Raw genomic sequence first — 25,558 nt, forward strand, 5'->3', positions numbered from 1 at the left:
GGACTCATTCATCTAGTGGGTGTCCTGCCGATCATGCCTGGTGGCGGGGCACTCCCCGGGCCAGGGCCGGCAGCACCCGGTCGGGGGTCAGCGGCAGCTCGCGGAAGCGGACGCCGGTGGCGTGGTGCACGGCGTTGCCGATGGCGGCGGGGGTGCCGACGATGCCGATCTCGCCGATGCCCTTGCTGCCCATGGGGTTGAGGTGGGGGTCGTCCTCGTCGATCCAGTGGGCGTCGACGTCCGGCACGTCGGCGTTGCTCGGCACGTGGTAGGACGCGAGGTCCCGCTCGGCGAAGCCACCGAAGGCCGGGTCGACGGTGCTGTGTTCGGTCAGCGCCATCCCCAGCCCCATCACCATGCCGCCGATGAACTGGGAGCGGGCCGTGCGCGGGTTGAGGATCCGCCCGGCGGCGTACACGCCGAGCAGCCGCCGGACCCGCACTTCCCCGGTGCCGGTGTCGACCTGGACCTCGGCGAAGTGGGCGCCGAAGGCGTGCCGGGCGAACGGCGGGGTGCGCTCGGTCTCCTCGGCGGTGTCGGCGAAGGCGGTGATGCCCTCGGCCGGCAACGGGCCGGTGTGCCGGGCCAGCCGTTCGGCCAGATGCGTACAGGCCCGGTGCACGGCCCAGCCCCAGGAGGCGGTGCCGGACGACCCGCCGGCCAGCGGGGCGCGCGGCAGCCGGGTGCTGCCGACGCTGATCGTCACGGAGTCGACCGCGACGCCGAGCACGTCCGCGGCGATCTGGGCCAGGACGGTCCGGGCGCCGGTGCCGATGTCGGTGGCGTTGACGCGGATGTCGTAGCCGCCGTCGTGGCGGGCGGTGGCGCCGGCCGTGGACGGCGAGGCCAGCACCGGGTAGGTGGCGGCGGCGACCCCCGTGCCGGTGAGCCACCTGCCCTCGCGGCGCGCGGCGGGGCGGGGGTCGCGGTCGTCCCAGCCGAACCGGCGGGCCCCCTCGCGCAGGCACGCGACGAGGTTGCGGCTGCTGAAGGGCAGGCCGCTGTCGGGTTCGGTGGCGGGTTCGTTGCGGACCCGCAGCTCGATCGGGTCGAGACCGACGGCGTCGGCGAGTTCGTCCATGGCCGACTCCAGCGCGTACATGCCGGGTGCCTCGCCCGGGGCGCGCATCCAGGAGGGGGTGGGCACGTCGAGGGGCACCACGTGGTGGTCTGTGAGGCTGTGCGGCGACGCGTACATCACCCGGGCGGGGATGCCGGCCTGTTCGACGAACTCCTTGACGCGGGAGGTGTGGGCGGTGACCTCGTGACCGAGGCTGAGCAGCTTGCCGTCCCGGTCGGCGCCCAGCCGTACGCGCTGCACGGTCGGCGCGCGGTGGCCGACGACCGCCGCGAGGTGGCCCCGGGGCAGGGCGAGCTTGACGGGGCGGCCGGTGTGGCGGGCGGCCATCGCGGCGAGCACCACGTGCGGGCGCGGGGTGCCCTTGGAGCCGAACCCGCCGCCCACGTGCTCGGACACCACCGTCACCCGGTCGGGGGGCAGGCGGAAGAGTTTCGCGAGGGTGCTGCGGACCGGGTCGGAGCCCTGGCTGGAGTCGTACACCGTGAGATGGGCCCCGTCACCCTCCCCGTCCCAGCGGGCGAAGGCGGCGTGCGGCTCCATCGGGTGGTTGTGCAGCGGCGGGACGCGGTACGTGGCGTCCACGCGGACGGGCGCGTCGGCGAAGGCGCCCTCGGCGTCACCGCGCTCGCGCCGCGCCGCCTGGCCGCCGTCGCCCAGGTCGGGCCGGTAGGCGTCCGGGTGGTCATCGGTGAGGGTGACGTGGTGGGGCTCGGTGGCGCAGCCGACGCGGACGGCCGCCGCCGCGGCCCGGGCGTCCTCCAGCGTCTCGGCCACGGCGAGCGCGACGTACCAGCCGCGGTGCGGCACGGCGTCGTCCTGGAGGACGGCGAGCGTGGGGTCGTCGGACTCGCCGAGGCGCGGTGCCGTGCCGGGGGTGAGGACGGCGAGGGTGCCGGGCAGGGCGAGGGCCTCGGCCGTGTCGACGGCAGTCACCCGGCCGCGGGGCACGGTGGCCGGGACGGGCCAGGCGTAGGCGCAGTCGGGCGGCGTGTGGGCGTGCTCGCCGGCGTAGCGGGCGGTGCCGGTGACCTTGTCGCGTCCCTCTATCCGCTCGGTGGCGACACCGAGGGCGGGGGCGGGTGCGGCGGGCACCCGGGCACGGGTGGAGTGCATCGCTGGACCTTCGGTTCAGGGGCGGTCGGCCGCCAGTTCGGACAGGACCCGGCAGGCGAGGTTGTGGGCGAGCGGCACCTTGAAGGCGTTGTCCCGCAGCGGCTGGGCCAGGCCGAGTTCGGCCTCCACCGCGTGGGCGACGGCGTGCTCGGTGGGCGTGGCGCCGAGCAGCGCGGTCTCGGTGAGCCGGGCGCGCCACGGCCGGTGGGCGAGGCCGCCGAAGGCCAGGGCCACGTGGCGTACGGTCCCGTCCTCGGCCAGGTCCAGGACGGCGGCGACGGAGGCGAGCGCGAAGGCGTAGGAGGCGCGGTCGCGGGCCTTGCGGTACGCGGACGGCAGGCCGGCCGTGCCGGGCGGCAGGACGACCGCGGTGATCAGCTCGCCGGGCCGGATGACGGTGTCCCGCTCGGGGTGGTCGCCGGGCAGCCGGTGGAACTCGGTCACCGGCACGGTCCGTTCGCCGTCGGGGCCGTGCAGTTCGACGGTGGCCTCCAGGGCGGCGAGGGCGACGGCCATGTCGGAGGGGTGCGTCGCCACGCAGTGCGGGGAGTGGCCGAGGACGGCGTGGTCGCGGTGGACGCCCTCGCGGGCGGCGCAGCCGGTGCCGGGCGCGCGCTTGTTGCAGGGCGTCGCGGTGTCCTGGAAGTAGGGGCACCGGGTGCGCTGGAGCAGGTTCCCGCCGGTGGTGGCGATGTTCCGCAGCTGGCCCGACGCCCCGGCGAGCAGCGCCTGCGACAGCACGGGATACCGCTCGCGCACCAGCGGGTGGGCGGCCAGGTCGCTGTTGCGTACGGTCGCGCCGATGCGCAGCCCCCCGCCGGGCGGCTCCTCGACGGTGTCGAGCGGCAGCCGGCTGACGTCGACGAGGGTGCCGGGGGTCTCGACGCCGTGCTTCATCAGGTCGACGAGGTTGGTGCCGCCGGCCAGGTAGCGGGCTCCCGGGCGGGCCGCGTGGGCGGCGGTGGCCTCCTCGACCGTTCGGGCGCGTACGTATCCGTAGGGCTTCACCGGGTCACGTCCTCGACGGCGGCGACGATGTTGGGGTAGGCGCCGCAGCGGCACAGGTTGCCGCTCAGCCGCTCGCGGATCTCCGCGGGCGTGAGCTCCACCGGGCCCTGGCCGGCGGCCCGGCCGGGGTCGGTGACGTGGGAGGGGTGCCCGGCGGCGGCCTCGGCGAACACGCCCACCGCCGAGCAGAGCTGGCCGGGGGTGCAGTAGCCGCACTGGAAGGCGTCCCGGTCGAGGAACGCCTGCTGGACCGGGTGCAGCTCGCCGCCCGCGGCCAGGCCCTCGACGGTGATGACCTCCGCCCCGTCCTGGGCGACCGCGAGGAGCAGGCAGCTGTTGGCGCGCCGCCCGTCGACGAGCACGGTGCACGCCCCGCACTGCCCGTGGTCGCAGCCCTTCTTGGCCCCCGTCAGGCCGAGGTTCTCGCGCAGCACGTCGAGCAGGGTGGTCCGGTGGTCGACGGTGAGGTCCCTCGGTTCGCCGTTCACATGGAGGGTGACCCGGGACCGGGTCGGGGCCGCCCCGTCGGGGTGCCCTTCGTGGGCGGCCGGGTCGCCTGCCCGGTCCCGGTGCGGGTGCGCGGTGCTCATCAGAGGGTCTCGTCGGCCTCGTCGGGGACGGTGTGCATGGCGGCCTCCTCCGCGGAGGCGGCGGCGCCCGCGATGCCGACGTCCCGGGCGACGACGTCCTTCTCGTCGTCCTCCCGCACGCCCTCGTCCGGGGCGACGAGCCGGCCGGAGCGCTCACGGCCGACCTGGTCGTCGATGGGCTCGCCGTCACCGCCCGGGAGGTCGCCGATGCCGTTGGAGTCGTCGGGCTCCGCCAGGGCCGGGTCCGGCACCTCCTCGGCGAGCCGCTGGTCGAGGGTCTCGCCCTCGCGCTGCTCACGGGCGGTGGTGCCGACGTGGTCGACGGCGAGGGGCCGCTCGGGCGGGGAGTAGCCCTCGTCGTAGGGGTCGGCCTCCCGGTCCGTCAGGGTGTCCTCGGGGTCGAGGATCCCGTCGTCCTCCCGGCCCTCGGTGTCGGGCTGGTAGACGTTGTCGCCCATCGCGTTCTCGGTGTCCATGGCATCGCTCCCGTGTGCTGCTCCTGATCGTCTGCCTGATCGCGTATCCAGCCTGGATCAGGTCACACCTCCCGGCATTCCGGGCGGCGCGGAACGGCGGGCCCGACCGTGGGCTATTCCGGCCGGTCCGCCCCGGAGGCGGAGACGTCCCAGCAGGAGCCGCTCGGCCTCCTGGTGGGTGAGCTCGGCGAGCCTTCTCACCTCGTGAAGGACGTCTCCGTGCTCGTCGACGAGCCGGTCGTATATCGGCGAGGCGGCGGCGGTGCGGTGCGGCATCACGAGAGGTCTCTCCTTGGGCGCGGGCTGCTACGGGGTGCCGGGGCGGTCCCGGCGCCCGGGCGTCTGCCCCCGGGACGCCGGATCATGCCGCTCCGTGAGCACCGCGTCCCGCCCGTGGCGCGATCCGCGGTAGGCGGCGGTGCGCAGGTCGCGCAGCAGGTGGGTGGGGCGCAGGCCGGGCAGCGCGTGGAGGTACGGGTCGTAGGCGGGCACGGCGGCCTCCGGGTACGGCAGGGGCGCCCGTACGGTCAGGGTCGCGAAGATCCGCCAGGGCTCGTGCGGGGCGGCCGCGCACAGCCGGAGGCGGAGGGGGCCGCGGTCCAGCGCGCGGCGCAGCGCGTCGGGGTCGCCGGGCACCCCGGCGCGGCCCTCGCGGGCGGGGAACGCCGCGATCACCCGCTCCCGGTCGCCGGTCCGGTACGCCAGCAGGGTGGAGTACGGCCCGCCGAGGGCGTCGCGCCGCGGCAGGGGCAGGTGGCGGAACAGCCGGCCGGTGCCGCTGGAGGTCATCAGCAGGTCCAGCGGGGTGTCCGGCCCGCCCGCTTCCCGCACCCGGAGCGCCAGGCCGAGGCCGTCCGGCCACCGCGCCGGCAGCCCGGCGGCCCGGGACCAGCGCAGGGTCACGGCGTACTCCCCCGCCCGGTCGAGGAACGGCACGCCCCACCGGGCGGCGTCGCCGGTACCGGGCACGTCGAGGGCCCCGGCGCAGACCAGGCCCCGCGGGTGGAAGGCGGGTGCGGAACGCCGCCGGGCCAGGCGGCGCGCCACGTGGAAGGCACCCTTCTCGATCGCCACACCGGCTCCTTCCGTGTCGTGAGGCACCGGGTACCCCGCCGGCGCCGGGCAAGACACGCGCTGTCCGGCCCGTCCTCGCGGCCTACCGCCCCTCCTGGGTGCGGCGTACGCAGGAGGCGACGACCTCGCGGAGGCTGCCGGTACGGCGCAGCAGGTCCCGCTGGACGCGGGCGCCGTTGCCGCCGCCGAGGAGACCGGCGATGCCCTGGCGGGCCCGGGTGTGGTCCCCGTTCTCGTCGAGCGCCTTCTCGACGTGGCCGAACAGGGCGTGCACGACGCGGTCGGCGGGGGCGGGGCGCATGGTGAGCGGGTGGACCAGGGGGCCGTCCAGGCCGGAGCGGGCGGCCTGCCAGGTCGCGGCCCGCAGCACGCCCACGCCGTGGCGGGCGGGGGGCTCGCCGTCGCGCCACTCGCGGGCGGCGGTGTCCACCAGGGCGCGGGTCAGGGCGGCGAGCAGGACGGTGGTGGAGGCGTCGAGGCAGACGTCGGCGGCGCGGACCTCGACGGTGGGGTAGGTGCGGGAGAGCCGGGCGTCGAAGTACACCATCCCCTCGTCGGGGAGGATCCCGGTGTCCAGCAGGTCGCTCACCTGCTGGTGGTAGCGGCGGGCAGAGCCGAAGACCTCCACGGGGCCGGCCGAGGGCCAGCGCCCCCACACCCGGTTGCGGTAGCTGCTGTACCCGCTGTCGCAGCCCTGCCAGAAGGGGGAGTTGGTGCTCAGTGCGAGCAGGACGGACAGCCACGGCCGCATCCGGTCCAGGATTCCGACGCCCTCGTCGTCGGACTCGACCGAGACGTGGACGTGGCAGCCGCAGGTGAGCTGTTCCAGGGCGGTGAGGCCGAACTGCTCCCGTATCCAGCGGTAGCGTCCGCCTTCGGTGACGGCGGGGCCGGCGGGCAACGGGGAGGTGGCGAGGGCCACCACCGCGGCCCCGGCCCCGGCCGCGTGCCGCGCGGCCTCGGCGCGCAAGCGTTCGATCTCGGCGCCGAGCTCCTTCATACCGGACTGCGGGTACGTGGCGAACTCCAGTTGCTGTCCCTGGAGTTCCTTGGTGAAGGCGTGGGCCCTGCCCCGGCTCTCCCGGGTGGCGGCGGCCAGCACGGCGGTGGACAGGGCGCGTGGCTCACCGCTCCGCGGGTCCACCAGGAGGAGTTCCTCTTCCACTCCGACAGTGCGCAACGGAAACCACCTTTCCGATCGCGTCCGGCGGGGACTGCGCGGGACGCCCCATCATCCCGGCCGGGAGGCCCGCGCGCACCGGTCCATCGGGCCTGCGCGGGGGATGTGGCGGGTTCCCGACGCCTCCGGCCGGATCCGCTCCGGCGTCTTTTCCCCCGGGGGCCGGAACTCGTCGCCGGTGGACGAGGAGGGACGCGGGTGGGTCAGGCCACCGAGCCGATGCGTCCCGCCGGGGCGGCGTCCGGGCCGTCGTGGTGGATGGGGGTGTGGGCGCCGGTGAGGGACACACCGCTGCCGCCGCGCCGGGCGGCCACGATCTCCGCGCCGATGGACAGGGCGGTCTCCTCCGGCGTACGGGCGCCCAGGTCGAGGCCGATCGGGGAACGCAGCCGGGCCAGTTCGAGTTCCGTCACGCCGACCTCGCGCAGGCGCGCGTTGCGGTCCTGGTGGGTGCGGCGGGAGCCCATCGCGCCGATGTACGCGACGGGAAGCCTGAGGGCCAGTTCGAGCAGCGGGACGTCGAACTTGGCGTCATGGGTGAGGACGCACAGCACGGTGCGGCCGTCCACCTCGGTGTCCGCCAGGTACTCGTGCGGCCACCGGACGACCACCTCGTCCGCCTCGGGGAAGCGGGCGGGCGTCGCGAACACGGGGCGGGCGTCGCAGACCGTGACGTGGTAGCCGAGGAACTTGCCCACCCGTACCAGCGCCGCCGCGAAGTCGATCGCCCCGAAGACGATCATGCGGGGGGCGGGCACGCTGGTCTCCACCAGCAGGGTGAGCGGCTGCCCGCAGCGCGAGCCGTCCTCGCCGATGGTCACCGTGCCGGTGCGGCCGGCGTCGAGCATGGCGCGGGCCTCACCCGCCGCCGTGCGGTCCAGCTCCGGGTGGCCGCCCAGGCCGCCCTCGTACGAGCCGTCGGGACGGACCAGGAGGGCGCGGCCCATCAGGTCGGCCGGGCCGTCGGTGATCCTGGCCAGAGCCGCCGCCTCCCCTCCGGCGGCGGCTCCGAGCGCGGCGGGGTAGACCCCGCCGCGGACCGGGGTGACGAGGATGTCGATGATGCCGCCGCAGGTCAGGCCGACCGCGAAGGCGTCCTCGTCGCTGTAGCCGAAGCGCTCCAGGACGGTTTCGCCGTCCTGGAGCGCCTGCCGGCACAGGTCGTACACGGCCCCCTCCACACATCCTCCGGAGACCGACCCGATCGCCGTGCCCTCGCTGTCCACGGCGAGCGCGGCGCCCGGTTGCCGGGGCGCGCTGCCACCGACCGCCACCACGGTGGCGACGGCGAAGTCACGTCCCTGCTCGACCCACCGGTGGAGCTCCTCGGCGATGTCCAGCATGTCGGCCTCCTTGCAGACGACGGATGTGTGAGGGGTCCCGTCAGTGCGCGGTACCCGAGGCGAAGTAGAAGATGAACACCGCGGAGAGCACCCACATCAGGACGCTCGGCTCGCGCCACTTGCCCTGCGCGGCCTTGATGGCGCAGTACGCGATGACACCCGCGCCGACACCGGTGGTGATGGTGTACGTGAACGGCATCAGCACGACCGTCAGGAAGACCGGGACGGCGATGGACCAGTCGGTCCAGTCCACGTGCCGGGCGTTCTGCAGCATCATCGCGCCGATGACGACCAGGGCCGCCGAGGCCACCTGGCCCGGCACGAGCTGGGTGAGCGGGGTGAAGAACAGGCACGCGGCGAAGAACAGGCCGGTGACCGAGGCCGACAGGCCGGTACGCGCGCCCTCGCCGACGCCCGTGGCGGACTCGATGAAGACGGTCTGGCCGGAGGCTCCGGAGACACCGCCGATCGCGCCGCCGGCGCCGTCGATGAACAGGGCCTTGCTCAGGCCCGGCATGCGGCCCTGCGCGTCGGCGAGCTTGGCCTCCTGACCGACGGCGATGATCGTCGCCATGGCGTCGAAGAAGCCGGCCAGCACCAGCGTGAAGACGATCATCGAGACGGTGGTGTACCCGAGTTGCTCCCAGCCGCCGAACTCCACCGTCCCGAGGAGCGAGAAGTCCGGCATGGAGACGACGCTGCCGTGCAGGACGGGGGCCTTCCCGGCCCACGCCGCCTCGTCGATGAGTCCGGTCGCGGTGGCGGTGACGGAGACGATGGTGCCCACGACGATGCCCAGGAGGATCGCTCCGGGGACCTTGCGGGCCTGCAGCATGAAGATCAGCAGCAGGGTGAAGGAGAAGATGGCGACCGGCCAGCCGGCGAGCGAACCGCCGACCCCGAGGGTGACGGGACCGCCGCCCTCGCCCTTGCCGACGAAGCCGGCGTTGACGAAGCCGATCATCGCGATGAAGAGCCCGATGCCCATGGTGATGCCGTGCTTCAGGGCGAGCGGGATCGCGTTCATGATGATCTCGCGGACGCCGGTGACCACCAGGAGGCAGATCACGACGCCGTAGATGACACACATGCCCATGGCCTGCGGCCAGGTCATGTCCGGGGCGACCTGGGTGGAGATGACGCCCGCGACACTCAGGCCCGCCGCGAGGGCGAGCGGGACCTTGCCGATGAGACCCATCGCCAGAGTGGTGACCGCCGCGGCGAGAGCGGTGGCGGTGATGAGGGCGGGCTGGCTGAGTTTGTCACCGGCCGCGTCCGGACCGCCGAGCAGCAGCGGGTTGAGCAGGAGGATGTAGGCCATCGCCATGAAGGTGGTGATGCCGCCGCGCACTTCCTGCGCGACCGTGGATCCTCTGTGGGTTATGTGAAAGTACCGGTCGAGCCAAGACCGTCCGGCGGGAACGCGGGAACCGGGTCCCGCGTCTTCGGCGACGGTCTTCGGCTCCACTGACGATTGGGTCATGGTGCCTACTCCCAAGGTTCAAAGGGGCACCCGCATGCCCGGGGGCAAAGACTGCGGGATTTGGGATGGTGCGTGGGCTGCACGACCCGGGGGACGGCCCGAGACGAACGGGGTGATGCCGTGTGGGGCGGTACTGCGGTGGGGGGATGGGGGGATCGGGGACAGTGGGGGGATGCTCCGGGCGGTGCGGGCGCGGAAGTGTGACGTTCCCGGGAGGCACGCACCGCCCGGAGGGCCTACAGGGTGCCCGTGAGGTGCTCGGGGCGCACCGGCGTCTTGTTGAGCTCCAGGCCCGTCGCGTTCCGGATCGCCGCGAGGACGGCCGGGGTGGACGACAGGGTCGGGGCCTCGCCGATGCCGCGCAGGCCGTACGGCGCGTGGTCGTCGGCGAGTTCGAGCACGTCGACCGGGATGCTCGGGGTGTCGAGGATGGTGGGGATCAGGTAGTCCGTGAAGGAGGGATTGCGCACCTTCGCGGTCTTGGGGTCGACGATGATCTCCTCCATGACCGCCACGCCCAGGCCCTGGGTGGTGCCACCCTGGATCTGGCCGACGACGGACAGCGGGTTGAGGGCCTTGCCGACGTCCTGGGCGCAGGCGAGCTCGATGACCTTGACCAGGCCCAGCTCGGTGTCCACCTCGACGACCGCGCGGTGCGCGGCGAACGAGTACTGGACGTGGCCGTTGCCCTGGCCGGTGCGCAGGTCGAAGGCCTCGGTGGGGCGGTGGCGCCACTCGGCCTCGATCTCGACGACCTCGTCCTCCAGGACGTCCACCAGGTCGGCGAGGACCTCGCCGCCGTCGGTGACGACCTTGCCGCCTTCGAGCAGCAGCTCGGCGGTGGCCCACGCGGGGTGGTACGTGCCGAGCTTGCGGCGGCCGATCTCCAGGACCTTCTCGCGGACGAGCTCGCAGGAGTTCTTGACCGCGCCGCCGGTGACGTACGTCTGGCGGGAGGCGGAGGTGGAGCCGGCCGAGCCGACCTGGGTGTCGGCCGGGTTGATGGTCACCTGGGTGACGCCCAGCTCGGTGCGGGCGATCTGCGCGTGGACGGTGATGCCGCCCTGGCCGACCTCCGCCATCGCGGTGTGGACGGTGGCGACCGCCTCACCGTTGATGACCTCCATGCGCACCTTGGCGGTGGAGTAGTCGTCGAAGCCCTCGGAGAAGCCGACGTTCTTGATGCCGACCGCGTAGCCGACGCCGCGGACGACGCCCTCGCCGTGGGTGGTGTTGGACAGGCCGCCGGGCAGCGCGCGGACGTCGGCGCCCTCGGTGGACTCCCACTGGCGCTCCGGCGGCAGCGGGCGGGCCTTGACGCGGCGCAGCAGCTCGGCGACCGGGGCGGGCGAGTCGACCGGCTGGCCGGTCGGCATCAGGGTGCCCTGCTCCATGGCGTTCTTCTGCCGGAACTCCACCGGGTCCATGCCCAGCTTCTTCGCCAGCTTGTCCATCTGGGCCTCGTACGCGAAGCACGCCTGGACCGCGCCGAAGCCGCGCATGGCGCCGCAGGGCGGGTTGTTGGTGTAGAGCGCGACGGCCTCGATGTCGACGTCGTCGATGACGTACGGGCCGACGGCGAGCGAGGAGGCGTTGCCGACGACGGCCGGGGAGGCGGAGGCGTAGGCGCCGCCGTCCAGCACGATCCGGCACTTCATGTGCGTGATCTTGCCGTCCTTGGTGGCGCCGTGCTCGTACCAGAGCTTCGCCGGGTGGCGGTGGACGTGGCCGAAGAAGGACTCGAACCGGTTGTAGACGATCTTGACCGGCTTGCCGGTGCGGAGCGCCAGCAGGCAGGCGTGGATCTGCATCGACAGGTCCTCCCGGCCGCCGAAGGCACCGCCGACGCCGGAGAGCGTCATGCGGACCTTCTCCTCGGGCAGGCCGAGGACGGGGGCGATCTGGCGGAGGTCGGAGTGCAGCCACTGGGTGGCCACGTACAGGTCGACGCCGCCGTCCTCGGCCGGGACCGCGAGGCCGGACTCGGGGCCGAGGAAGGCCTGGTCCTGCATGCCGAAGACGTACTCGCCGGAGACGATGACGTCGGCCTTCCTGGCGGCCTCGTCGGCGTTGCCACGGATGATCGGCTGGCGGTGCACGATGTTCGGGTGCGGTACGTGACCGGCGTGGTGGTCGTCGCGGCCCGGGTGCAGCAGCGGCGCGCCGGGGGCGGTCGCGGAGGCCTCGTCGGTGACGACGGGCAGCTCCCGGTACTCGACCTTGATCTTGGCGGCGGCGCGGCGGGCGGTCTCCGGGTGGTCGGCGGCGACCAGGGCGACGGGCTCGCCGTGGTGGCGTACCCGGCCGTTGGCGAGGACCGGGGTGTCCTGGATCTCCAGGCCGTAGTTCTTGACCTCGGTGGGCAGGTCCTCGTAGGTGAGGACGGCGTAGACGCCGGCCTGGGCGAGGGCCTCGGAGGTGTCGATGGAGACGATCTCGGCGTGCGCGACGGTGGAGCGGAGGATCTGGCCCCACAGCATGTCCTCGTGCCACATGTCCGAGGAGTAGGCGAACTCGCCGGTGACCTTGAGGGTGCCGTCGGGGCGGAGCGTGGACTCGCCGATGCCGCCCTTGGTCCGGGAGCCCTGGGTGACCTTGGTGGGCGTGCCGGCCGGGGCGGCGGCGACTCGGGTGGTGGTTGCCATCGGGATCAGACCGCCTCTCCCTGACGTTCCTGACGGGCGGCCGCGAGGCGGACGGCGTCGAGGATCTTCTCGTAACCCGTACAGCGGCAGAGGTTGCCGGAGAGCGCCTCGCGGATGTCCTCGTCGGACGGGGAGGGGTTGCGCTCCAGCATCTCGTCGGCCGCGACGAGCAGGCCCGGGGTGCAGAAGCCGCACTGGACGGCGCCCGCGTCGATGAATGCCTGCTGGATCGGGGAGAGCTCGGTGCCCTCGCCGGTCCGGGAGTCGCCGCCCCCGTCGGAGGGACGGGCCTTCCAGCCCTGGGCCTCCTGGAGGGACGTGCCGGAGGTGCCGCAGGCGCCGGTGCCGCACGCGCCGCTGTGCTCGGCACGCTGCCTGGCGTAGTCGGCGAGGCCCTCGACGGTGACGACCTCGCGGCCCTCGACCTGGCCGGCGGCCACGAGGCAGGAACAGACCGGCACACCGTCCAGGCGGACCGTGCAGGAGCCGCACTCGCCCTGTTCGCAGGCGTTCTTCGAGCCGGGCAGGCCCAGGCGCTCACGCAGCACGTAGAGGAGGGACTCGCCCTCCCAGACGTCGTCGGCCTCCTGCGGACGTCCGTTGACCGTGAAATTGACGCGCATCGTTTATGCAGCTCCTTCAAGGGTGCGGCCGGTGCCGCGGTACTGCTCCCAGGTCCAGCCGAGCGTGCGGCGGGCCATGATGCCGACGGCGTGGCGCCGGTACTTGGCGGTGCCTCGCACGTCGTCGATCGGGTTGCAGGCCCCGGAGGCGAGCTCCGCGAACTGCTTGGCGATCGAGGGAGTGATGATCTTGCCGCTCTCCCAGAACCCGCCCTCTTCGAGCGCGGCGTTCAGGAATTCCTCGGCCTCCTTCGCCCGTACGGGCGTGGGGGCGGCCGAGCCGATGCCGGTCCGGACGGTCCGGGTCTCCGGGTGCAGCGCCAGACCGAACGCGCACACCGCGATCACCATCGCGTTCCGGGTACCCACCTTGGAGTACTGCTGCGGACCGTCGGCCTTCTTGATGTGGACGGTCTTGATGAGCTCGTCCGGCTGGAGCGCGTTGCGCTTCACGCCCGTGTAGAACTCGTCGATCGGGATGAAGCGGGAGCCGCGCACGGACTCCACCTCCACCTCGGCACCGGCCGCCAGCAGGGCGGGGTGCGCGTCGCCGGCCGGGGACGCCGTGCCCAGGTTGCCGCCGACACCGCCGCGGTTGCGGATCTGGGGCGAGGCCACGGTGTGGGAGGCCAGCGCCAGGCCGGGCAGCTCGGCCCGCAGGTGCTCCATGATCCGGGTGTACGGGACGGAGGCGCCCAGCCGGACGTTCTCCTCGCCGACCTCCCACTCGCTGAGCTGCTCGATGCGGTTCAGGTCCAGCAGGTACTCCGGCCGCCGGTGGTCGAAGTTGATCTCGACCATGACATCGGTGCCACCCGCGATGGGCACAGCCGTGGGGTGCTCGGCCTTCGCGGCGAGCGCCTCCTCCCAGCTAGCGGGGCGAAGGAAGTCCATGAGTGGCTCTCTTCTACGTGATCCGGTGATCACTGGTCCGGCGGTGGGTGATCGTGGAGATCGACTTGTTCCGGGTTCCGCGTGATCAGTTGGTTCGCTGGGGCTCGGGGGACGGCCGGCCCGCGTCTTCGTCTTCATGCTCAGTGCTGTTGACGCGTCGTGGCCCAAGTACACCCAGCGGTGCTCCGCCCGGTGCAGCCACCGAAACCATGAAGGAGTTGGCCGGTCGCCCGCCGAGTCTTGTAGATTCGAACGAAAGAGGTGGAGCAGTAACCTCGCCGTTTCCCCCTGGAAACGGTGGCCACGGCTCACCGGCAACAACGAGACACCCACGAGACAGATCGGCGGCGATCACATGCGGCTGCGCGCACTGCTGGAAACCGATGCGCTGGGGCTGCGGCTGCTCGGCGGCGAGGACGAGCTCGACCGTACGGTCCGCGGCGTGATGACCACGGACCTGCGGGACCCCAGCAGGTACCTGTCCGGCGGAGAGCTGGTCCTCACCGGCCTCGCCTGGCGGCGGGACTCGGCCGACTCCGAGCCCTTCGTCCGCATCCTGGCGAGCGCCGGGGTGGCGGGCCTGGCGGCCGGCGAGGCGGAGCTGGGGGCGATCCCGGACGATCTGGTTCAGGCGTGTTTGCGCCACCGGCTCCCGCTGTTCGCGGTGAACGAGTCGGTTGCGTTCGCAACGATCACCGAGTACGTCGTTCGACAGGTGTCGGGTGAGCGGGCCGGCGACCTCGCGGCCGTCGTGGATCGGCACAGACGACTGATGACCTCCGGCCCGGCCGGCGGCGGTCCGGAGGTGGTCCTCGACCTCCTCGGCTCCGACCTGGACCTTCGCGCCTGGGTGCTGTCGCCCACGGGACGCCGGATCGCCGGGGCGGGCACGCCGCTGCCCCCCGAGATCGGCGCCGTCCTGGCCGGTGAGCACCTGTCCGCCACGCGCTCCGGGCGGCGCGGGCCGCACCGGGCGGTCGTCCGGGGCCTGACGTACTCGCTCTTCCCGATCCGTAACACCGGGCGCGGTGCCGCCCCCGCCTCGCGGGACGTGCGCGAGAGCGTGCTGTCCGACTGGCTGCTGGCCGTCGAGGCGGACGCCGGCGACTGGCCGGCCGCCCGGCTCGACCTGTTGCAGGGCGTCACCCAGCTGATCGCGGTGGAGCGGGACCGGCGGGACGCGGCGCGTACGGTGCGGCGGCGGCTGGCCCAGGAGGTCCTGGAGCTGGTGCAGACGGGCGCCGCCCCCGCGGAGATCGCCGCCCGCCTGCGGGTGGCCGCGCCGGTGCTGCTGCCGGGGCTCGGCACCGCCCCGCACTGGCAGGTCGTGGTGGCCCGGGTGGAGTGGGGCGAGGGCGGTACGGGTGCGCCGGGCATCGAGGCCGGGCCGGTGGCCCAGTCGCTGCTGGAGGAGATCCTGGTCGACCCCGCGACGGCGGGCCCCGACTCGGCCGACCGCATCGCGGTGGCCCACACCGGGGACGAGGCGATCGCCCTGGTGCCGCTGCCGGCCGTGCCGGGCGGGGACGACGACGGCACGGCGGAGGACGGCGAAGGGGCCGCCGCCGCGGACGGCGCCGCCGCCGGACTGCACGCGGACGCCCTGCTGTCCGCCGTGCGCGGCCCCCTGTCGGCGGGCCTGGCGGACGACGGGCGCCTCACCCTGGGCGTGAGCGCCGCCGTGCACTCGGCCGAGGGGCTGCGCGGCGCTCTGGAGGAGGCGCGGCACGCCCGGCGCGTGGCGGCGGCGCGGCCGGGGCGGGTGTGCGCGGCGGGGCACCACGAGCTGGCGTCGCACGTGCTGCTGCTGCCGTTCGTGCCGGACGACGTACGGCGGGCGTTCACGGCCCGGCTGCTGGACCCGCTGCGCGACTACGACCGGCGGCACCGGGCGGAGCTGATCCCGACGCTGGAGGCCTTCCTCGACTGCGACGGCTCCTGGACCCGCTGCGCCGGCCGGCTGCACCTGCATGTCAACACCCTGCGGTACCGGGTGGGCCGGATCGAGCAGCTGACGGGGCGTGACCTGTCGCGGCTGGAGGACAAGCTGGACTTCTTCCTTGCCCTGCGCATGTCCTGACATGGCGTCAATACGATCGACGGGGAGTGAACACCACGTGGTGTCCGGACAGTTGGACAGCCGGGCGGTCAGCCGACCGGACAACCAGGAGCATCCCCCGGCGGACTCCCGGCCGGGGCCGCGCGCGGACACCTCCGCGGACCCCCTCCGCGGCGACTGCGCCAACTGCTTCGGACTGTGCTGCGTCGCACTGCCCTTCGCCGCCTCCGCGGACTTCGCGGTCGACAAGCCCGCCGGCACCCCGTGCGCCAACCTGGCCAGCGACTTCCGCTGCGGCATCCACGAACGGCTGCGCGACCGCGGCTTCAACGGCTGCACGGTGTACGACTGCTTCGGCGCCGGGCAGAAGGTCTCCCAGGTCACCTTCGGCGGCCGGGACTGGCGGCAGGACCCGGAGACGGCACGGCGGATGTTCGCCGCGTTCCCGGTCGTACGACAGTTGCACGAACTGCTGGCGTACCTCACCGAGGTCCTGGCGCTGGAGCCCGCGCGCCGGCTGCACGGCGAGGCGCGGCGCGTCCTCGCGGAGACCGAGCGGCTCTCGCTCCTCCCCCCGGAGGAGCTCGGGGCGCTGGACCTGGACGCGCACCGCCGGCTCGTCGGCGACCTGCTGTCACGGGCGGGCGAGCTGGCCCGGGCGGGGGTTCCCGGTGCGAAGGGCAAGGGGAAGAACCGCCGCGGCGCGGACCTCATGGGCGCCCGCCTGACCGGCGCGGACCTGCGGGGGGCTAGCCTGCGCGGCGCGTATCTCATCGCGGCCGACCTCACCGGCGCGGACCTGCGCGAGGCCGACCTGCTCGGCGCCGACCTGCGCGACGCGCGGCTCGCGGGCGCCGACCTCTCCGGGGCGCTGTTCCTCACCCAGCCGCAGCTCAACGCGGCGCGCGGCGACAGCCGCACGGTCCTGCCCGCGCGGCTCACCCGCCCCGCGCACTGGGCGGCCGCGGCCCCCGCCCGTCAGCGGGGCGGCGGACCGGGCGGCGCCACCGGGCCCACGTCGATCAGGCGCGCGAAGTAGGAGGAGGGCATCGGTTCGCCGACCGGGCGGCCCCCCGCCTCGATCCAGGCGTGGGCGTTGAAGGGCGGCACCATGCTCACCCCCGTGCACCACGTCGGCCAGGTGCCGGAGAGCCGGCACAGCAGCGCCGCGCCCAGTGAGCGGGGCAGACACCCCTGCGGCCCGGCGCAGCGCAGGCTCACCGCGCACAGCGCGTCGCGGGCGGCCAGCGCCCGGCCGGCGGTGGCGGGGCGCGCCCCGCGCCGGACGACCTCCAGCACGGCCCGGATGCGGCGCGGCGGGAGCAGCGACAGCAGGATCGCCGGCACCAGCACCAGCCGGGCGGCGAGCCGCCGGGTGAAGGGCACGCCCACGGGGATGTCCAGGGCGCTGGGCGTGGTCATGCGGCCAGGCCCGAGGTGCGCAGTTCGGCCACCAGCGCGGCGACGTCCGCCTCGGCCCCGGCCCGGTCGATGTCGTACGCGCCGACGAGCGCGTCGGCGGCGGCCGCCTCGTCGCCGCCCTCCATGAGCACGCGGACGATCAGTGTCGCGCTGGGGTTCAGTTCCCAGTACTGTCCGTTGCGCTGGTCCAGGAGGACGGTGCCGTATCCGGTTTCCGCGGTGGAGACGTCGGCTCCGAATCGCAGTGCCATGGTGACTTCCCTTCCGTCGTGGGTGCCGTGCGGGGCGTGAGGCCGCGCAGCCAGACCTCGCAGGAGATCGTCGAGTAGAGGATGGCGTCGCGCAGGCCCGGTGCGGACGGCCGCCGGGCGAGCCGGCGCAGCGCCTCGCCGTCCACCAGGCCGAGCCGTGCGAGGTGGGAGTCCTCCCAGAGCTCGGCCAGGTCCGCGCGGTGCTGCCGCAGTCCGTCGGCGGCGTCCATGGCGGCGGCGGCCTTGTTGGTGCGGCGCAGGCAGACGTCCGGCACGATGCCCCGCATCGCGGTGGTGAGCAGCGGCTTGTACGCCCAGGGCGTGACGCGCTCATCGGGGCGTACCTCCAGGCACGTCTCGATGACCCGGTCGTCGAGGAACGGCGAGGACATCGGCACCCCGGCCCGGGCCGCCATCCGGTCCCACTGCCGGATGATGCGGGTGCAGGAGCGGATCTGCTCCAGGTCGGCGTGCATGCCCCGGTCCGGGTGCAGCGGTTCCGCGCTCTCCGCCGCCTCCCGCAGGGCCCGCCGCACCATCACCGCCGCGTCGGGCGTCACCCAGTCGAACAACCGCGGGGGGACACCCCAGCCCAGGGCGCTGGTGACCGAGTCGGGCAGCGGGTCGTACAGGTGCCGGTCCGCGTCGGCGAGCCAAGCGCGGTAGGGACGGGAGTCGGCCAGGGCCCGGAGCGTTCCGCCGAGCGGCCACCGCCACAGGGCCCGGAATCCGCGCAGTTGCCGGAGGGCGAACAGCGGTCGCCCGCGGGCCAGTCGGTGGTAGTACGCCTCGGAGCACCAGGCGACGTGGTCGCCGCCGATGCCGGTCAGGTGCAGGCGGCTGCCCCGTTCGGCCATGGCGGGCAGGTGGTGCAGGACCCGTGAGCGGTCCATGACGCCGATGGTGGGTTCGTCCAGCAGGTCGTCGATGGACAGCAGGCCGGTGTAGACGAGCGGTGAGGCGTGGGCGTCCCAGACGACGTGTTCGGTGTCCGGCAGGAACCGGGCGGCCTGTTGGGCCCAGTGGAGGTCGGTGTCGGCGGGGTCCCGGCCGGGCCAGGTGCTGGCCACCACGCGGGCCGGCGAGCGGTCGGCGAGGAAGCAGATGGTGGTGGAGTCCAGCCCGCCGGACAGGTCGCAGCTGACAGTGCCGCCCTCACGGGTACGGGCGTCGACGGCCTCGGTCAGGGCTTCGCGGACCCGCGGCGCCCCGGCGGCGAGCGTTCGGACCGGTTCCGGGGGCGTCCACCACCGCGAGTGGCGCACGGTGCGCCCGTCCGGGCCGACGACGAGCGCCTCGCCGGGCGGTACGGCGGTCACGCCGCGCCACATCGACGCCTCGCCCAGCGGGTGGGGCACCGGCCACAGGAGCCGGACGGCGAGCTGCTCCTCGTCCGGCGCGAGGCCCAGCGCCGCGGCGAGCACGTCGGCGCGGGTGGCGGCCACCGGCACGCCGTCGATCCGGGCGTGGAAGAGCAGCCGCAGGCCGGACGCGGTGCCCTGCGCCCTGAGCCGGCCGTCGAACGTGGCCAGGAGGTGGAAGCTGCCGGGGAGGGTACGGGCCAGGGCGTCGAGCCGGGCGAGGTCCCGCAGCCGCGCGGCGTGGCGGTGCAGCGCGTCCGCGTCGAGGGTGTGGCAGCCGATGAGGGCGAGGGCGGTGGAGCCCGCGTGGGCGGTCAGCAGCTCCTCGTCCCGCCAGTGGCCGACCAGCCAGGGGCGGCCCGAGGGGTGCGCCAGTGTGCGCGTACCGGGGCGGGCGAAGAACCGGGCCACGGCGGCCGCGGCGTCGAGGTCGGGGAAGACCGCGACGTGCGCGTCACCGGGGCCCGGGCCCGCACTTGCGTGCGCTTCAGTCATGAGACCGTGCGATCGCCGTCGGCGTCAGTTCTTGCTCAGGATGAGACGGTCGTTCCCGCGGAACCGCAGGAGCCCGGTCTTCCGCCGGAACGTTCCCAGCCGGACGAGCGTCGGTGCCTCGTACGCCTTCTTCATGACGTCTCCTTCTGCTCGGTTCGCCACCCGCCCCATGAGGACGAGCGGCCGTGCTTCGGAAGGTAGAGGCGGTTGAGGGGGATACCGCAACAGCTCATCCGCTGCTCATACGGTATGACTGTCCATTCCGACCGACCGGTTCTCAAGCCGTCGGCCCTGTCGCCCGAGCGGTGGCCGGGACCCGCCCGCCCCACCCCCGGTCGGAGGCGAAACGTTTCCGCGTGTGTCCTCTCGATGCATGCGCCGGCCGCCCCGGTGCACCGTTCGACCACCCGGCACGTCGGCGCCCGGCGTGCCCGCCGCCGCCCGCGCGCCCTCACCGTGCCTCACCCCCGCACTTGAGCGCCCGCCTGAACTCCCCTCCGAGTCCGATCCGTTGGCCCCGTCCACGAGCTGCCGGGGCCGGGGCGTCGGTCTTCACTCGTTCGTGTGGACCGGCGGCGGCTGCCGGAGGCCGCGCGGAGCGCCGGGCGCCGGGCCGCGCCACGGCAGGTGATTGTGAATCAATTCACCTGGCCCTCTTGGCCGGGCGTCGGTTCCATGCTGAGATGCATCGGACTCAACAGCTCGATGGCGCGCTCGGGGAGGGCAATGTGGCGCATACCGCCATGTCTGGTTCCGGAACGACCGCAAGCGACGATCCCCTCCAGACCGCGGTATGGCGGCTGCGCTCACGCGGCTGCTGGAGCGACGCGGCCGCCCTCCTCGCGCCCGGCGCGACCGACCCGGCGGCCGCCCTGCAACGCGCGTCCCTGCTGATCGAGCGGTGCCTCTACACCGAGCAGGGCTGGGCCGAGGCCGAGGACGCCCTGCGCGCGGCCGAGGCGATCGCCCAGGAGGACGACGAGCGTGGCGCCGCCGCCTGCGAGCGCGGCCACCTCGCGTACGCGTCGACCCTGTTGGGCGTACGGGACCGGGCCGACGAGGCGCGGGCGGCGCTCGGGCGGGCGGCGGCGCTCATCGCCCCGTCCGCGCCCGGCCGCCCGCTGCTGGACTACCGGCGCGGGCTGGTCGCGCAGAACCTCGGCGACTCCCCGCAGGCCGCCCGCGCCGCGTACCACCGCGCCCACGCGGGCGCCGCCGCCCAGGGCGACGCCCTGCTGCTGTCCGCCACCTGGCGGCACCTGGCCGGGCTGGCGCTGCACGACGGCGACTTGGCGGAGGCCCGGCACGGCTTCGCCGAGTCGCTGCGCCTGCGCGAGGAGCTCGGCTATCTGGTCGGTACGGCCCCGGCGCTGGTGGCCCTGGCCGACACCGAACCCGAACCGGAGGCGACCCGGCTGCGCGCGGAGGCACGGCGGCTGTTCCAGCTCCTCGGCGGCGTACCGACCTGGCTGGCCGCCCGGTTGGCGCCGCCGGCGGCCGCCTGAGACCACTCGCCGGCCATGCGGCCCTAGGTCGCCGGCGACCCGGCCCCCGGCGGCGCACCGCGCCCGGTCGCGGTCAGGCGCAGCACCGCGTCGTCCAGCCCGACCACCAGGGAGCCGTCGCCCGTCACGGCCACCGCCCGGACGCGGGGGCCGGGGCGGAAGGGCACGGCACGGCGGCCGGGCAGGTGGTGGAGCTCGGCGAGGCCGTCCGCCCAGGCGACCGCGAGGAAACGGCCCCGGGCGTGCAGGGCGACGACCGGGTACGGGCGGTGCGTCACCGGCGTCCGGCGGGGCGCCCGGCCGGGGCGCCAGGCGCGTACCGTGCCGTCCGCCCCGCCGCTGTACGCCGTGGTCTCCGTAGCCGTCAGCGCGGTGACGCGCCCGGAGTGCGCTGCCGCCTGTTCCAGGCCCGCCAGGCTGAAGGCGTGGACGGTGCCCATCCGGTCACCGGTCAGCAGCGTGCCGCCGGCGGCCGCGAGCGCGGTGGCGGGGTGGCCGGCCAGGGTTGCCGCGACCGCGTCGGTCAGCCGGCCGCCCGGGCCGCCCCGGGTGCGCAGGCGGCCCCGTTCGTCGAGGGCCGCCTGGGTGCCGTCAGGGAGACACGCGACGGCGAGCACGCGGTCCGCCCGCACCACCAGCCGCCCGTCGGGCCCGGTCGCCAGGGCGGTGCACGGTCCGCGGGACGCGGACGCGAGGCGCCACGGCGATCCGGCGGCCCGCCGCGCGAGGGCCGGGGCCAGCCGCGGGTCGGCGGCGTCGTCCAGCGCGGCGAGCAGCACGAGGGCGCGGTCGGCGGGATCCTGGTCCCGCAGCAGCGACTGGCCCGCGCGCAGCCAGGCGGGGCGCAGGCCGCCGCGCGGGTCGGGGTCGGCCTCGTACGCCCGGGTGACGCGCACGGGGTCGGCCGCGCAGACGGCGGCCGGGTCGTCGAGGTCGACGGGCGTCGCGGGCGGGAGCTCCGGGGGCCCGTCGGCGACCAGGTCCACATGGCCGAGGGGGCGCAGGGCCCGTACGAGGGCGTGGTCCGGCGGCAGCGGCACCCGGACCGTGCGGCGCGGGCCCGCCAGCAGCGCGGAGAACAGTTCGGCGGGCGTCCCGGCGACGACGCCGAGCCGGTTCGCCACCTCCCAGACGGCGCCGCGCATGCTCATTTCGCGCTGGTGAAGTGCTCGCGCACCAGGGACTGGACGACCGGCAGGTCCTGCGCGATCAGGGCGTCGAGGAGCGCCGAGTGCTCGGCCGCGTCAGCGACCAGGTCGGCCCGCCGGACCACCGGGCCGGCCACCAGGGGCCACTGCGAGCGGCGGTGCAGGTCGTCCGCGACGGCGACCAACTGCTGGTTGCCGGCCAGGGCGAGGACGGCGCGGTGGAAGGCGCGGTCGGACTCCGCGTAGTGGGCGCGGTCGCCCCGGGCGGCGGCGGCGGAGGTGGCCTCGGCCAGGGGCCGCAGCTCGGCCCAGCGGCCGGCCGGGACGGTGCGGGCGAGGCGCAGCATGACGGGCACCTCGATCAGGGCGCGGACCTCGGCGAGTTCGGCCAGTTCGCGCGGGGTGCGTTCGGTGACGCGGAACCCCCGGTTCGGTACGACCTCGACGGCGCCCTCGACGGCGAGCTGCTGCATGGCCTCGCGCACGGGGGTGGCGGACACGCCGAAACGGGCGCCGAGGGCGGGCGCGGAGTAGACCTCGCCGGGGACCAGCTCGCCGCCGACGAGGGCGGTGCGCAGGGCGTCGAGGATCTGCCCGCGTACCGAGTGGCGCCGGACGAGCCGGGGAGCGGGGGGCTCGCTGTGGACGTGTTCGCCGCGGGTCTGCTCGGGTACCCGAACGGGGCCGTGCGGCTCCGGGTCCGGCGGCGCGGTGTCGCGCGTTCTGCCCTGCTCCACTCGGGTCCTCCTGCGATGCGTACCAAGGGCCCGGCTCGCGGTGGACGGGGCCCCTGTGCACGATAGGCGCACGGGGTCGCCGTTCACACATCGATCAAATCGGGTAAGGTAAGGCTTACCTGCTAACGATCGCGATTCGGTGGTCCCCCGCATGTCCGTTCCCACCCTCCTCCCCGCCCTGACCTCGCCCGTGACGGAGGCGTACGACCGCCTGACCGAGGTCTTCCCCGGGCTGCGCGTGCGTGAGCTGGCGGACGGCGAGCGGGCCCCTCGGGGCTCCGGCTGGGTGGGGGCCGACGAACTGGCCGCGGGCGGTCCCGCCCTGGACGCCTTCCTCTCCTGGGACGACGCGCAGGTGCTGCGGGACTACGGGCAGCAGGCGCGGCCGGACGTCGTGGCCAGCTTCGGTCTGCACCGGTACGCATGGCCGGCCTGCCTCCTGATCACCGTGCCGTGGTTCCTGCACCGCCGCGTGCCGCGGCTGCCGGTGGGGGACGTGGCGTTCCAGCGGGCGCTCGGCCGGATGACGGTGCGGGTGGGGGAATTCGCCTGCCTGCCCGGCGATCCCGCCGCCGCGCTGCCCGGAGCCCGGGTCGTACCGGACGAGGAGGCGCTGCGCGGCGAGGTGCGGGCGGCCGTCGCCGAGCACCTGGGGCCGGTGCTGGAGGGCTTCGGGCCGCGGATGCGGCGCGGTAAGCGGGCCCTGTGGGGGATGGCGACCGACGAGATCGTCGAGGGCCTGTGGTACGTCGGACACCTGCTGGGCGAGGAGCCCCGCGCCATGGCGGAACTGGGACTGCTGCTGCCGGGGACGGGCGCGGCGAAGCCGTACGTCGGTACGGCCGGGTTCCGGGAGCTGACGGGGCCGGACGGCGCACCGCTGCCGACCCGCGACCGGGCGAGCTGCTGCCTCTTCTACACCCTGCGCCCCGAGGACACCTGTGTCACCTGTCCGCGTACCCGCGACGCCGACCGCGTCGCCAGGTTGAGCGCATCCGCGTGACCTCCGACTGACTCCACGCCACTCTCCCGAGTGACGTCAATCGAACTCAACTCCTTGCACGGATACGGAAGTTCGAGCAGATCGCACCTATTCGTACGCCCTGCGGCCCCAATGGCGTTCTCTTGCCCGAAACCACGCCGGTGCTCCGCGGCGTTCGGCCACTATGGCGCCCGAACGCCCTACCGGAGCGATGCAAGGGACACCGCATGAGACTGACCGACATATCGCTGGACTGGCTGCTTCCGGGCGGCGTGATGCTGGTGGGAGTCCTGGCTGCGGTGGCGGTGGTGACGCGCGGCAGGCGCGCCGGCGACAAGGCCGCGGCCGACGACTCCTGGGAGCGCGGCGAGGAGCGCCGCCGCCGCAAGGAAGCGGTCTACGGCACCGCCTCCTACCTGCTGCTCTTCTGCTGCGCGGCGGTCGCCGCCGCGCTCTCCTTCCACGGCCTGGTGGGCTTCGGCCGCCAGAACCTGAACCTGGCGGGGGGCTGGGAGTACCTGGTCCCCTTCGGTCTCGACGGCGCCGCCATGTTCTGCTCGGTGCTCGCGGTGCGCGAGGCCAGTCACGGCGACGCGGCGCTCGGCTCCCGCCTGCTGGTGTGGACGTTCGCCGGCGCGGCCGCCTGGTTCAACTGGGTGCACGCGCCGCGCGGCCTCGGGCACGCGGGGGCCCCGCACTTCTTCGCGGGCATGTCCCTGTCGGCGGCCGTGCTGTTCGACCGGGCGCTGAAGCAGACCCGCCGGTCCGCGCTGCGGGAGCAGGGCCTGGTGCCCCGGCCGCTGCCGCAGATCCGGATCGTACGGTGGCTCAGGGCGCCCCGCGAGACGTTCGGCGCCTGGTCGCTGATGCTCCTGGAGGGCGTGCGCACCCTGGACGAGGCGGTCGACGAGGTGCGCGAGGACCGGCGCCGCAAGGAGCAGGACCGGCAGCGGCAGCGCGAGCACCACAAGCTGGAGCGGGCACGCCTGAAGGCGTTCAACCGCCAGCACCGGGCCTGGGGGCGGGGCGGCCGACAGGTCGACGTCCCGGCGATGAACACCGCCCAGGTCGACGTCCACCCCGTCGACTCGCCGAGCCACCCGGGGGGTTCCGCCCCGGCCGCCGTCGGAGCCTCCGTCGCGGAGCCCGCCATAGCCGACCGGGGACACCAGCCTTCGCGGTCCTCCCGGCCCTCCCTCCAGGCCGTCAAGGGCGATGACCCGCCCCGTACGGTCGACCTCACCGCCGAGGACGACACGCAGACGCTGCCCCGGCTCGACTCGCTGGAGCGCAAACTCGCGCACCTTGAGCAGCAGTTCGGCTGACAGTCGCGGAGAGCGGGCCCGCCGGTCGCGGCGGGCCCTTCGCCCTACATCCCGGCGGGCGCGGCGGGGCCCCCGGACAGCTCGTACCAGACGACCTTCCCCACCCCGTGCGTGAGCACCCCCCACGCGTCGGCGAGCGCCTGCACCAGGACCAGGCCCCTGCCGTGCGTCCCGTCGTCGATCGCGGGGGCGCACGGGGTCGGCAGGTCGGTGGCGAAGTCCCGCACCTCCACCCGGAGCGTCCTGGGGGTCAGGGTGGCCGTGATCACCGCGCCGTGCTCGGTGTGTATGAGCGCGTTGGTGACCAGCTCGCTGGTCAACAGCTCCGCGACGTGCGGCACGTCCGGTTCCCCCCAGTGCCGCAGCAGCTCGCGGAGCGCGCGCCGCACCTCCGGTACCGCCGACAGGTCCGCACCCGCCACGTGGCGGCGCCACTGCACCGACCGGCCGTGCCGCTCGGCCCCGGGAACCAGCCCGTCGGTGACGGATCCAGCACCTCCCTGACGTCCCATCATCTCCCCCACCCGCACGTCGTCGGCCCTTCCCCTCGAACAGGTTCACGGGATGCATGCCCCCGCCTACACCGCGTCACGCCTGGGAATCACAGGTCCGGGGGGCGCCCGGGGGGCGCATCGGGGTAAGTCCCCCGGCCGGCCTCGCGGAGCGGCGACCGCACGGCGGCCGGTCGGCGGAGAAGCGCTGGCGTATGACGACCACGGCTGGTGGAAGGGCACCGCGAAGGGGCCGTGCGCCGGGACGCGCC

General features: G+C 74.5%; 23 protein-coding genes and 1 pseudogene. 5 read left to right on the forward strand and 19 right to left on the reverse strand.

Annotated elements, in window-relative coordinates; all coding sequences use genetic code 11:
* Positions 1-31: 31 nt before the first annotated feature.
* The 12 genes from AC07DW_RS15195 to AC07DW_RS15250 all read right to left on the reverse strand — a co-directional run bounded on the left by AC07DW_RS15195 (position 32) and on the right by AC07DW_RS15250 (position 13,510).
* On the reverse strand, positions 32-2,194 hold the full coding sequence (locus AC07DW_RS15195) for a xanthine dehydrogenase family protein molybdopterin-binding subunit (RefSeq protein ID WP_478858112.1): 2,163 nt from the start codon (positions 2,192-2,194) through the stop codon (positions 32-34).
* Positions 2,195-2,209: 15 nt separating this feature from the next.
* Complete coding sequence (locus AC07DW_RS15200) at positions 2,210-3,202, reverse strand: FAD binding domain-containing protein (RefSeq protein WP_478858113.1); 993 nt, start codon at positions 3,200-3,202, stop codon at positions 2,210-2,212.
* The gene (locus AC07DW_RS15205; protein ID WP_478858114.1) at positions 3,199-3,792 is read right to left on the reverse strand and encodes a 2Fe-2S iron-sulfur cluster-binding protein; all 594 of its coding nucleotides are present in this window, start codon (positions 3,790-3,792) and stop codon (positions 3,199-3,201) included. The genes AC07DW_RS15200 and AC07DW_RS15205 overlap by 4 nt, the downstream gene beginning before the upstream one ends.
* A complete protein-coding gene (locus tag AC07DW_RS15210; RefSeq protein WP_478858115.1) occupies positions 3,792-4,268 on the reverse strand; it encodes a DUF5709 domain-containing protein in 477 nt (158 codons plus the stop codon). Before AC07DW_RS15210 ends, AC07DW_RS15205 begins: the two co-directional genes overlap by 1 nt.
* Before the next feature lie 57 nt (positions 4,269-4,325).
* Positions 4,326-4,544: a hypothetical protein gene (locus AC07DW_RS15215; RefSeq protein ID WP_478858116.1), complete on the reverse strand. Its 219-nt coding sequence runs from the start codon at positions 4,542-4,544 to the stop codon at positions 4,326-4,328.
* Positions 4,545-4,574: 30 nt separating this feature from the next.
* A complete protein-coding gene (locus tag AC07DW_RS15220) occupies positions 4,575-5,342 on the reverse strand; it encodes a catalase family protein (RefSeq protein WP_478858117.1) in 768 nt (255 codons plus the stop codon).
* 82 nt (positions 5,343-5,424) lie between these two features.
* Positions 5,425-6,522 (reverse strand): glutamate--cysteine ligase, encoded by a 1,098-nt coding sequence (locus tag AC07DW_RS15225; protein WP_478858118.1) that lies wholly within the window; start codon positions 6,520-6,522, stop codon positions 5,425-5,427.
* Between the two features lie 203 nt (positions 6,523-6,725).
* Positions 6,726-7,865: an XdhC family protein gene (locus tag AC07DW_RS15230; protein ID WP_478858119.1), complete on the reverse strand. Its 1,140-nt coding sequence runs from the start codon at positions 7,863-7,865 to the stop codon at positions 6,726-6,728.
* Between the two features lie 40 nt (positions 7,866-7,905).
* Entirely contained in the window at positions 7,906-9,348 is a 1,443-nt protein-coding gene (locus AC07DW_RS15235) for an NCS2 family permease (RefSeq protein WP_478858120.1), read from the reverse strand.
* A gap of 236 nt (positions 9,349-9,584) precedes the next feature.
* The gene (gene pucD / locus AC07DW_RS15240; RefSeq protein ID WP_478858121.1) at positions 9,585-11,993 is read right to left on the reverse strand and encodes a xanthine dehydrogenase subunit D; all 2,409 of its coding nucleotides are present in this window, start codon (positions 11,991-11,993) and stop codon (positions 9,585-9,587) included.
* Positions 11,994-11,998: 5 nt separating this feature from the next.
* Positions 11,999-12,616, reverse strand: coding sequence for a (2Fe-2S)-binding protein (locus AC07DW_RS15245; RefSeq protein WP_478858122.1), 618 nt, complete (start codon positions 12,614-12,616; stop codon positions 11,999-12,001).
* 3 nt (positions 12,617-12,619) lie between these two features.
* Positions 12,620-13,510, reverse strand: a complete 891-nt coding sequence (locus AC07DW_RS15250) for an FAD binding domain-containing protein (protein WP_478858123.1) — start codon at positions 13,508-13,510, stop codon at positions 12,620-12,622.
* A gap of 355 nt (positions 13,511-13,865) precedes the next feature.
* On the opposite strand from AC07DW_RS15250, the gene AC07DW_RS15255 reads away from it, so the two are divergent.
* Together AC07DW_RS15255 and AC07DW_RS15260 are read left to right on the forward strand one after the other, a co-directional pair.
* Complete coding sequence (locus AC07DW_RS15255; RefSeq protein WP_478858124.1) at positions 13,866-15,590, forward strand: PucR family transcriptional regulator; 1,725 nt, start codon at positions 13,866-13,868, stop codon at positions 15,588-15,590.
* A 175-nt stretch (positions 15,591-15,765) separates the two neighbouring features.
* A complete protein-coding gene (locus tag AC07DW_RS15260) occupies positions 15,766-16,608 on the forward strand; it encodes a pentapeptide repeat-containing protein (protein WP_478858201.1) in 843 nt (280 codons plus the stop codon).
* Here AC07DW_RS15260 and AC07DW_RS15265 read toward each other — a convergent pair.
* The 4 genes and pseudogenes from AC07DW_RS15265 to AC07DW_RS15280 all read right to left on the reverse strand — a co-directional run bounded on the left by AC07DW_RS15265 (position 16,548) and on the right by AC07DW_RS15280 (position 19,233).
* Positions 16,548-16,991 carry a lasso peptide biosynthesis B2 protein gene (locus AC07DW_RS15265; protein WP_478858125.1) on the reverse strand — a complete coding sequence of 148 codons (444 nt, stop codon included), beginning with the start codon at positions 16,989-16,991 and terminating at the stop codon, positions 16,548-16,550. The two genes, AC07DW_RS15260 and AC07DW_RS15265, sit on opposite strands and share 61 nt — an antisense overlap.
* Positions 16,988-17,242 carry a lasso peptide biosynthesis PqqD family chaperone gene (locus tag AC07DW_RS15270; protein WP_478858126.1) on the reverse strand — a complete coding sequence of 85 codons (255 nt, stop codon included), beginning with the start codon at positions 17,240-17,242 and terminating at the stop codon, positions 16,988-16,990. The genes AC07DW_RS15265 and AC07DW_RS15270 overlap by 4 nt, the downstream gene beginning before the upstream one ends.
* Positions 17,243-17,277: 35 nt before the next feature.
* Positions 17,278-19,098, reverse strand: a pseudogene (locus AC07DW_RS15275) (lasso peptide isopeptide bond-forming cyclase); the annotation flags it as partial.
* Positions 19,099-19,122: 24 nt separating this feature from the next.
* On the reverse strand, positions 19,123-19,233 hold the full coding sequence (locus tag AC07DW_RS15280) for a keywimysin-related RiPP (protein ID WP_478858127.1): 111 nt from the start codon (positions 19,231-19,233) through the stop codon (positions 19,123-19,125).
* A 608-nt stretch (positions 19,234-19,841) separates the two neighbouring features.
* Between AC07DW_RS15280 and AC07DW_RS15285 the strand changes: the two genes are divergently transcribed.
* Positions 19,842-20,603: a hypothetical protein gene (locus AC07DW_RS15285; protein WP_478858128.1), complete on the forward strand. Its 762-nt coding sequence runs from the start codon at positions 19,842-19,844 to the stop codon at positions 20,601-20,603.
* 23 nt (positions 20,604-20,626) lie between these two features.
* Here the strand turns inward: AC07DW_RS15285 and AC07DW_RS15290 are convergent, their stop codons facing one another.
* On the reverse strand, positions 20,627-21,754 hold the full coding sequence (locus AC07DW_RS15290) for a hypothetical protein (RefSeq protein WP_478858129.1): 1,128 nt from the start codon (positions 21,752-21,754) through the stop codon (positions 20,627-20,629).
* Entirely contained in the window at positions 21,751-22,488 is a 738-nt protein-coding gene (locus AC07DW_RS15295) for a GntR family transcriptional regulator (RefSeq protein ID WP_478858130.1), read from the reverse strand. Before AC07DW_RS15295 ends, AC07DW_RS15290 begins: the two co-directional genes overlap by 4 nt.
* Positions 22,489-22,639: 151 nt before the next feature.
* Between AC07DW_RS15295 and AC07DW_RS15300 the strand changes: the two genes are divergently transcribed.
* Both AC07DW_RS15300 and AC07DW_RS15305 read left to right on the forward strand, forming a co-directional pair.
* Positions 22,640-23,491 carry a (2Fe-2S)-binding protein gene (locus tag AC07DW_RS15300; protein WP_478858131.1) on the forward strand — a complete coding sequence of 284 codons (852 nt, stop codon included), beginning with the start codon at positions 22,640-22,642 and terminating at the stop codon, positions 23,489-23,491.
* A gap of 206 nt (positions 23,492-23,697) precedes the next feature.
* Positions 23,698-24,795, forward strand: coding sequence for a DUF2637 domain-containing protein (locus tag AC07DW_RS15305; RefSeq protein ID WP_478858132.1), 1,098 nt, complete (start codon positions 23,698-23,700; stop codon positions 24,793-24,795).
* Between the two features lie 44 nt (positions 24,796-24,839).
* Here the strand turns inward: AC07DW_RS15305 and AC07DW_RS15310 are convergent, their stop codons facing one another.
* On the reverse strand, positions 24,840-25,310 hold the full coding sequence (locus AC07DW_RS15310) for an ATP-binding protein (RefSeq protein ID WP_478858133.1): 471 nt from the start codon (positions 25,308-25,310) through the stop codon (positions 24,840-24,842).
* Between the last annotated feature and the right edge of the window lie 248 nt (positions 25,311-25,558).

The organism is Streptomyces sp. NPDC045701, from assembly GCF_056432045.1.

What these genes read in the sequence shown, in the direction of transcription:
- AC07DW_RS15195 (WP_478858112.1), bottom strand. Translation starts at nt 2,194, where the DNA reads ATGCACTCCACCCGTGCCCGGGTGCCCGCCGCACCCGCCCCCGCCCTC.
- AC07DW_RS15205 (WP_478858114.1), bottom strand. Translation starts at nt 3,792, where the DNA reads ATGAGCACCGCGCACCCGCACCGGGACCGGGCAGGCGACCCGGCCGCC.
- AC07DW_RS15210 (WP_478858115.1), bottom strand. Translation starts at nt 4,268, where the DNA reads ATGGACACCGAGAACGCGATGGGCGACAACGTCTACCAGCCCGACACC.
- AC07DW_RS15215 (WP_478858116.1), bottom strand. Translation starts at nt 4,544, where the DNA reads ATGCCGCACCGCACCGCCGCCGCCTCGCCGATATACGACCGGCTCGTC.
- AC07DW_RS15230 (WP_478858119.1), bottom strand. Translation starts at nt 7,865, where the DNA reads ATGCTGGACATCGCCGAGGAGCTCCACCGGTGGGTCGAGCAGGGACGT.
- AC07DW_RS15235 (WP_478858120.1), bottom strand. Translation starts at nt 9,348, where the DNA reads ATGACCCAATCGTCAGTGGAGCCGAAGACCGTCGCCGAAGACGCGGGA.
- pucD (WP_478858121.1), bottom strand. Translation starts at nt 11,993, where the DNA reads ATGGCAACCACCACCCGAGTCGCCGCCGCCCCGGCCGGCACGCCCACC.
- AC07DW_RS15245 (WP_478858122.1), bottom strand. Translation starts at nt 12,616, where the DNA reads ATGCGCGTCAATTTCACGGTCAACGGACGTCCGCAGGAGGCCGACGAC.
- AC07DW_RS15250 (WP_478858123.1), bottom strand. Translation starts at nt 13,510, where the DNA reads ATGGACTTCCTTCGCCCCGCTAGCTGGGAGGAGGCGCTCGCCGCGAAG.
- AC07DW_RS15255 (WP_478858124.1), top strand. Translation starts at nt 13,866, where the DNA reads ATGCGGCTGCGCGCACTGCTGGAAACCGATGCGCTGGGGCTGCGGCTG.
- AC07DW_RS15265 (WP_478858125.1), bottom strand. Translation starts at nt 16,991, where the DNA reads ATGACCACGCCCAGCGCCCTGGACATCCCCGTGGGCGTGCCCTTCACC.
- AC07DW_RS15270 (WP_478858126.1), bottom strand. Translation starts at nt 17,242, where the DNA reads ATGGCACTGCGATTCGGAGCCGACGTCTCCACCGCGGAAACCGGATAC.
- AC07DW_RS15280 (WP_478858127.1), bottom strand. Translation starts at nt 19,233, where the DNA reads ATGAAGAAGGCGTACGAGGCACCGACGCTCGTCCGGCTGGGAACGTTC.
- AC07DW_RS15285 (WP_478858128.1), top strand. Translation starts at nt 19,842, where the DNA reads ATGTCTGGTTCCGGAACGACCGCAAGCGACGATCCCCTCCAGACCGCG.
- AC07DW_RS15290 (WP_478858129.1), bottom strand. Translation starts at nt 21,754, where the DNA reads ATGAGCATGCGCGGCGCCGTCTGGGAGGTGGCGAACCGGCTCGGCGTC.
- AC07DW_RS15300 (WP_478858131.1), top strand. Translation starts at nt 22,640, where the DNA reads ATGTCCGTTCCCACCCTCCTCCCCGCCCTGACCTCGCCCGTGACGGAG.
- AC07DW_RS15305 (WP_478858132.1), top strand. Translation starts at nt 23,698, where the DNA reads ATGAGACTGACCGACATATCGCTGGACTGGCTGCTTCCGGGCGGCGTG.
- AC07DW_RS15310 (WP_478858133.1), bottom strand. Translation starts at nt 25,310, where the DNA reads ATGATGGGACGTCAGGGAGGTGCTGGATCCGTCACCGACGGGCTGGTT.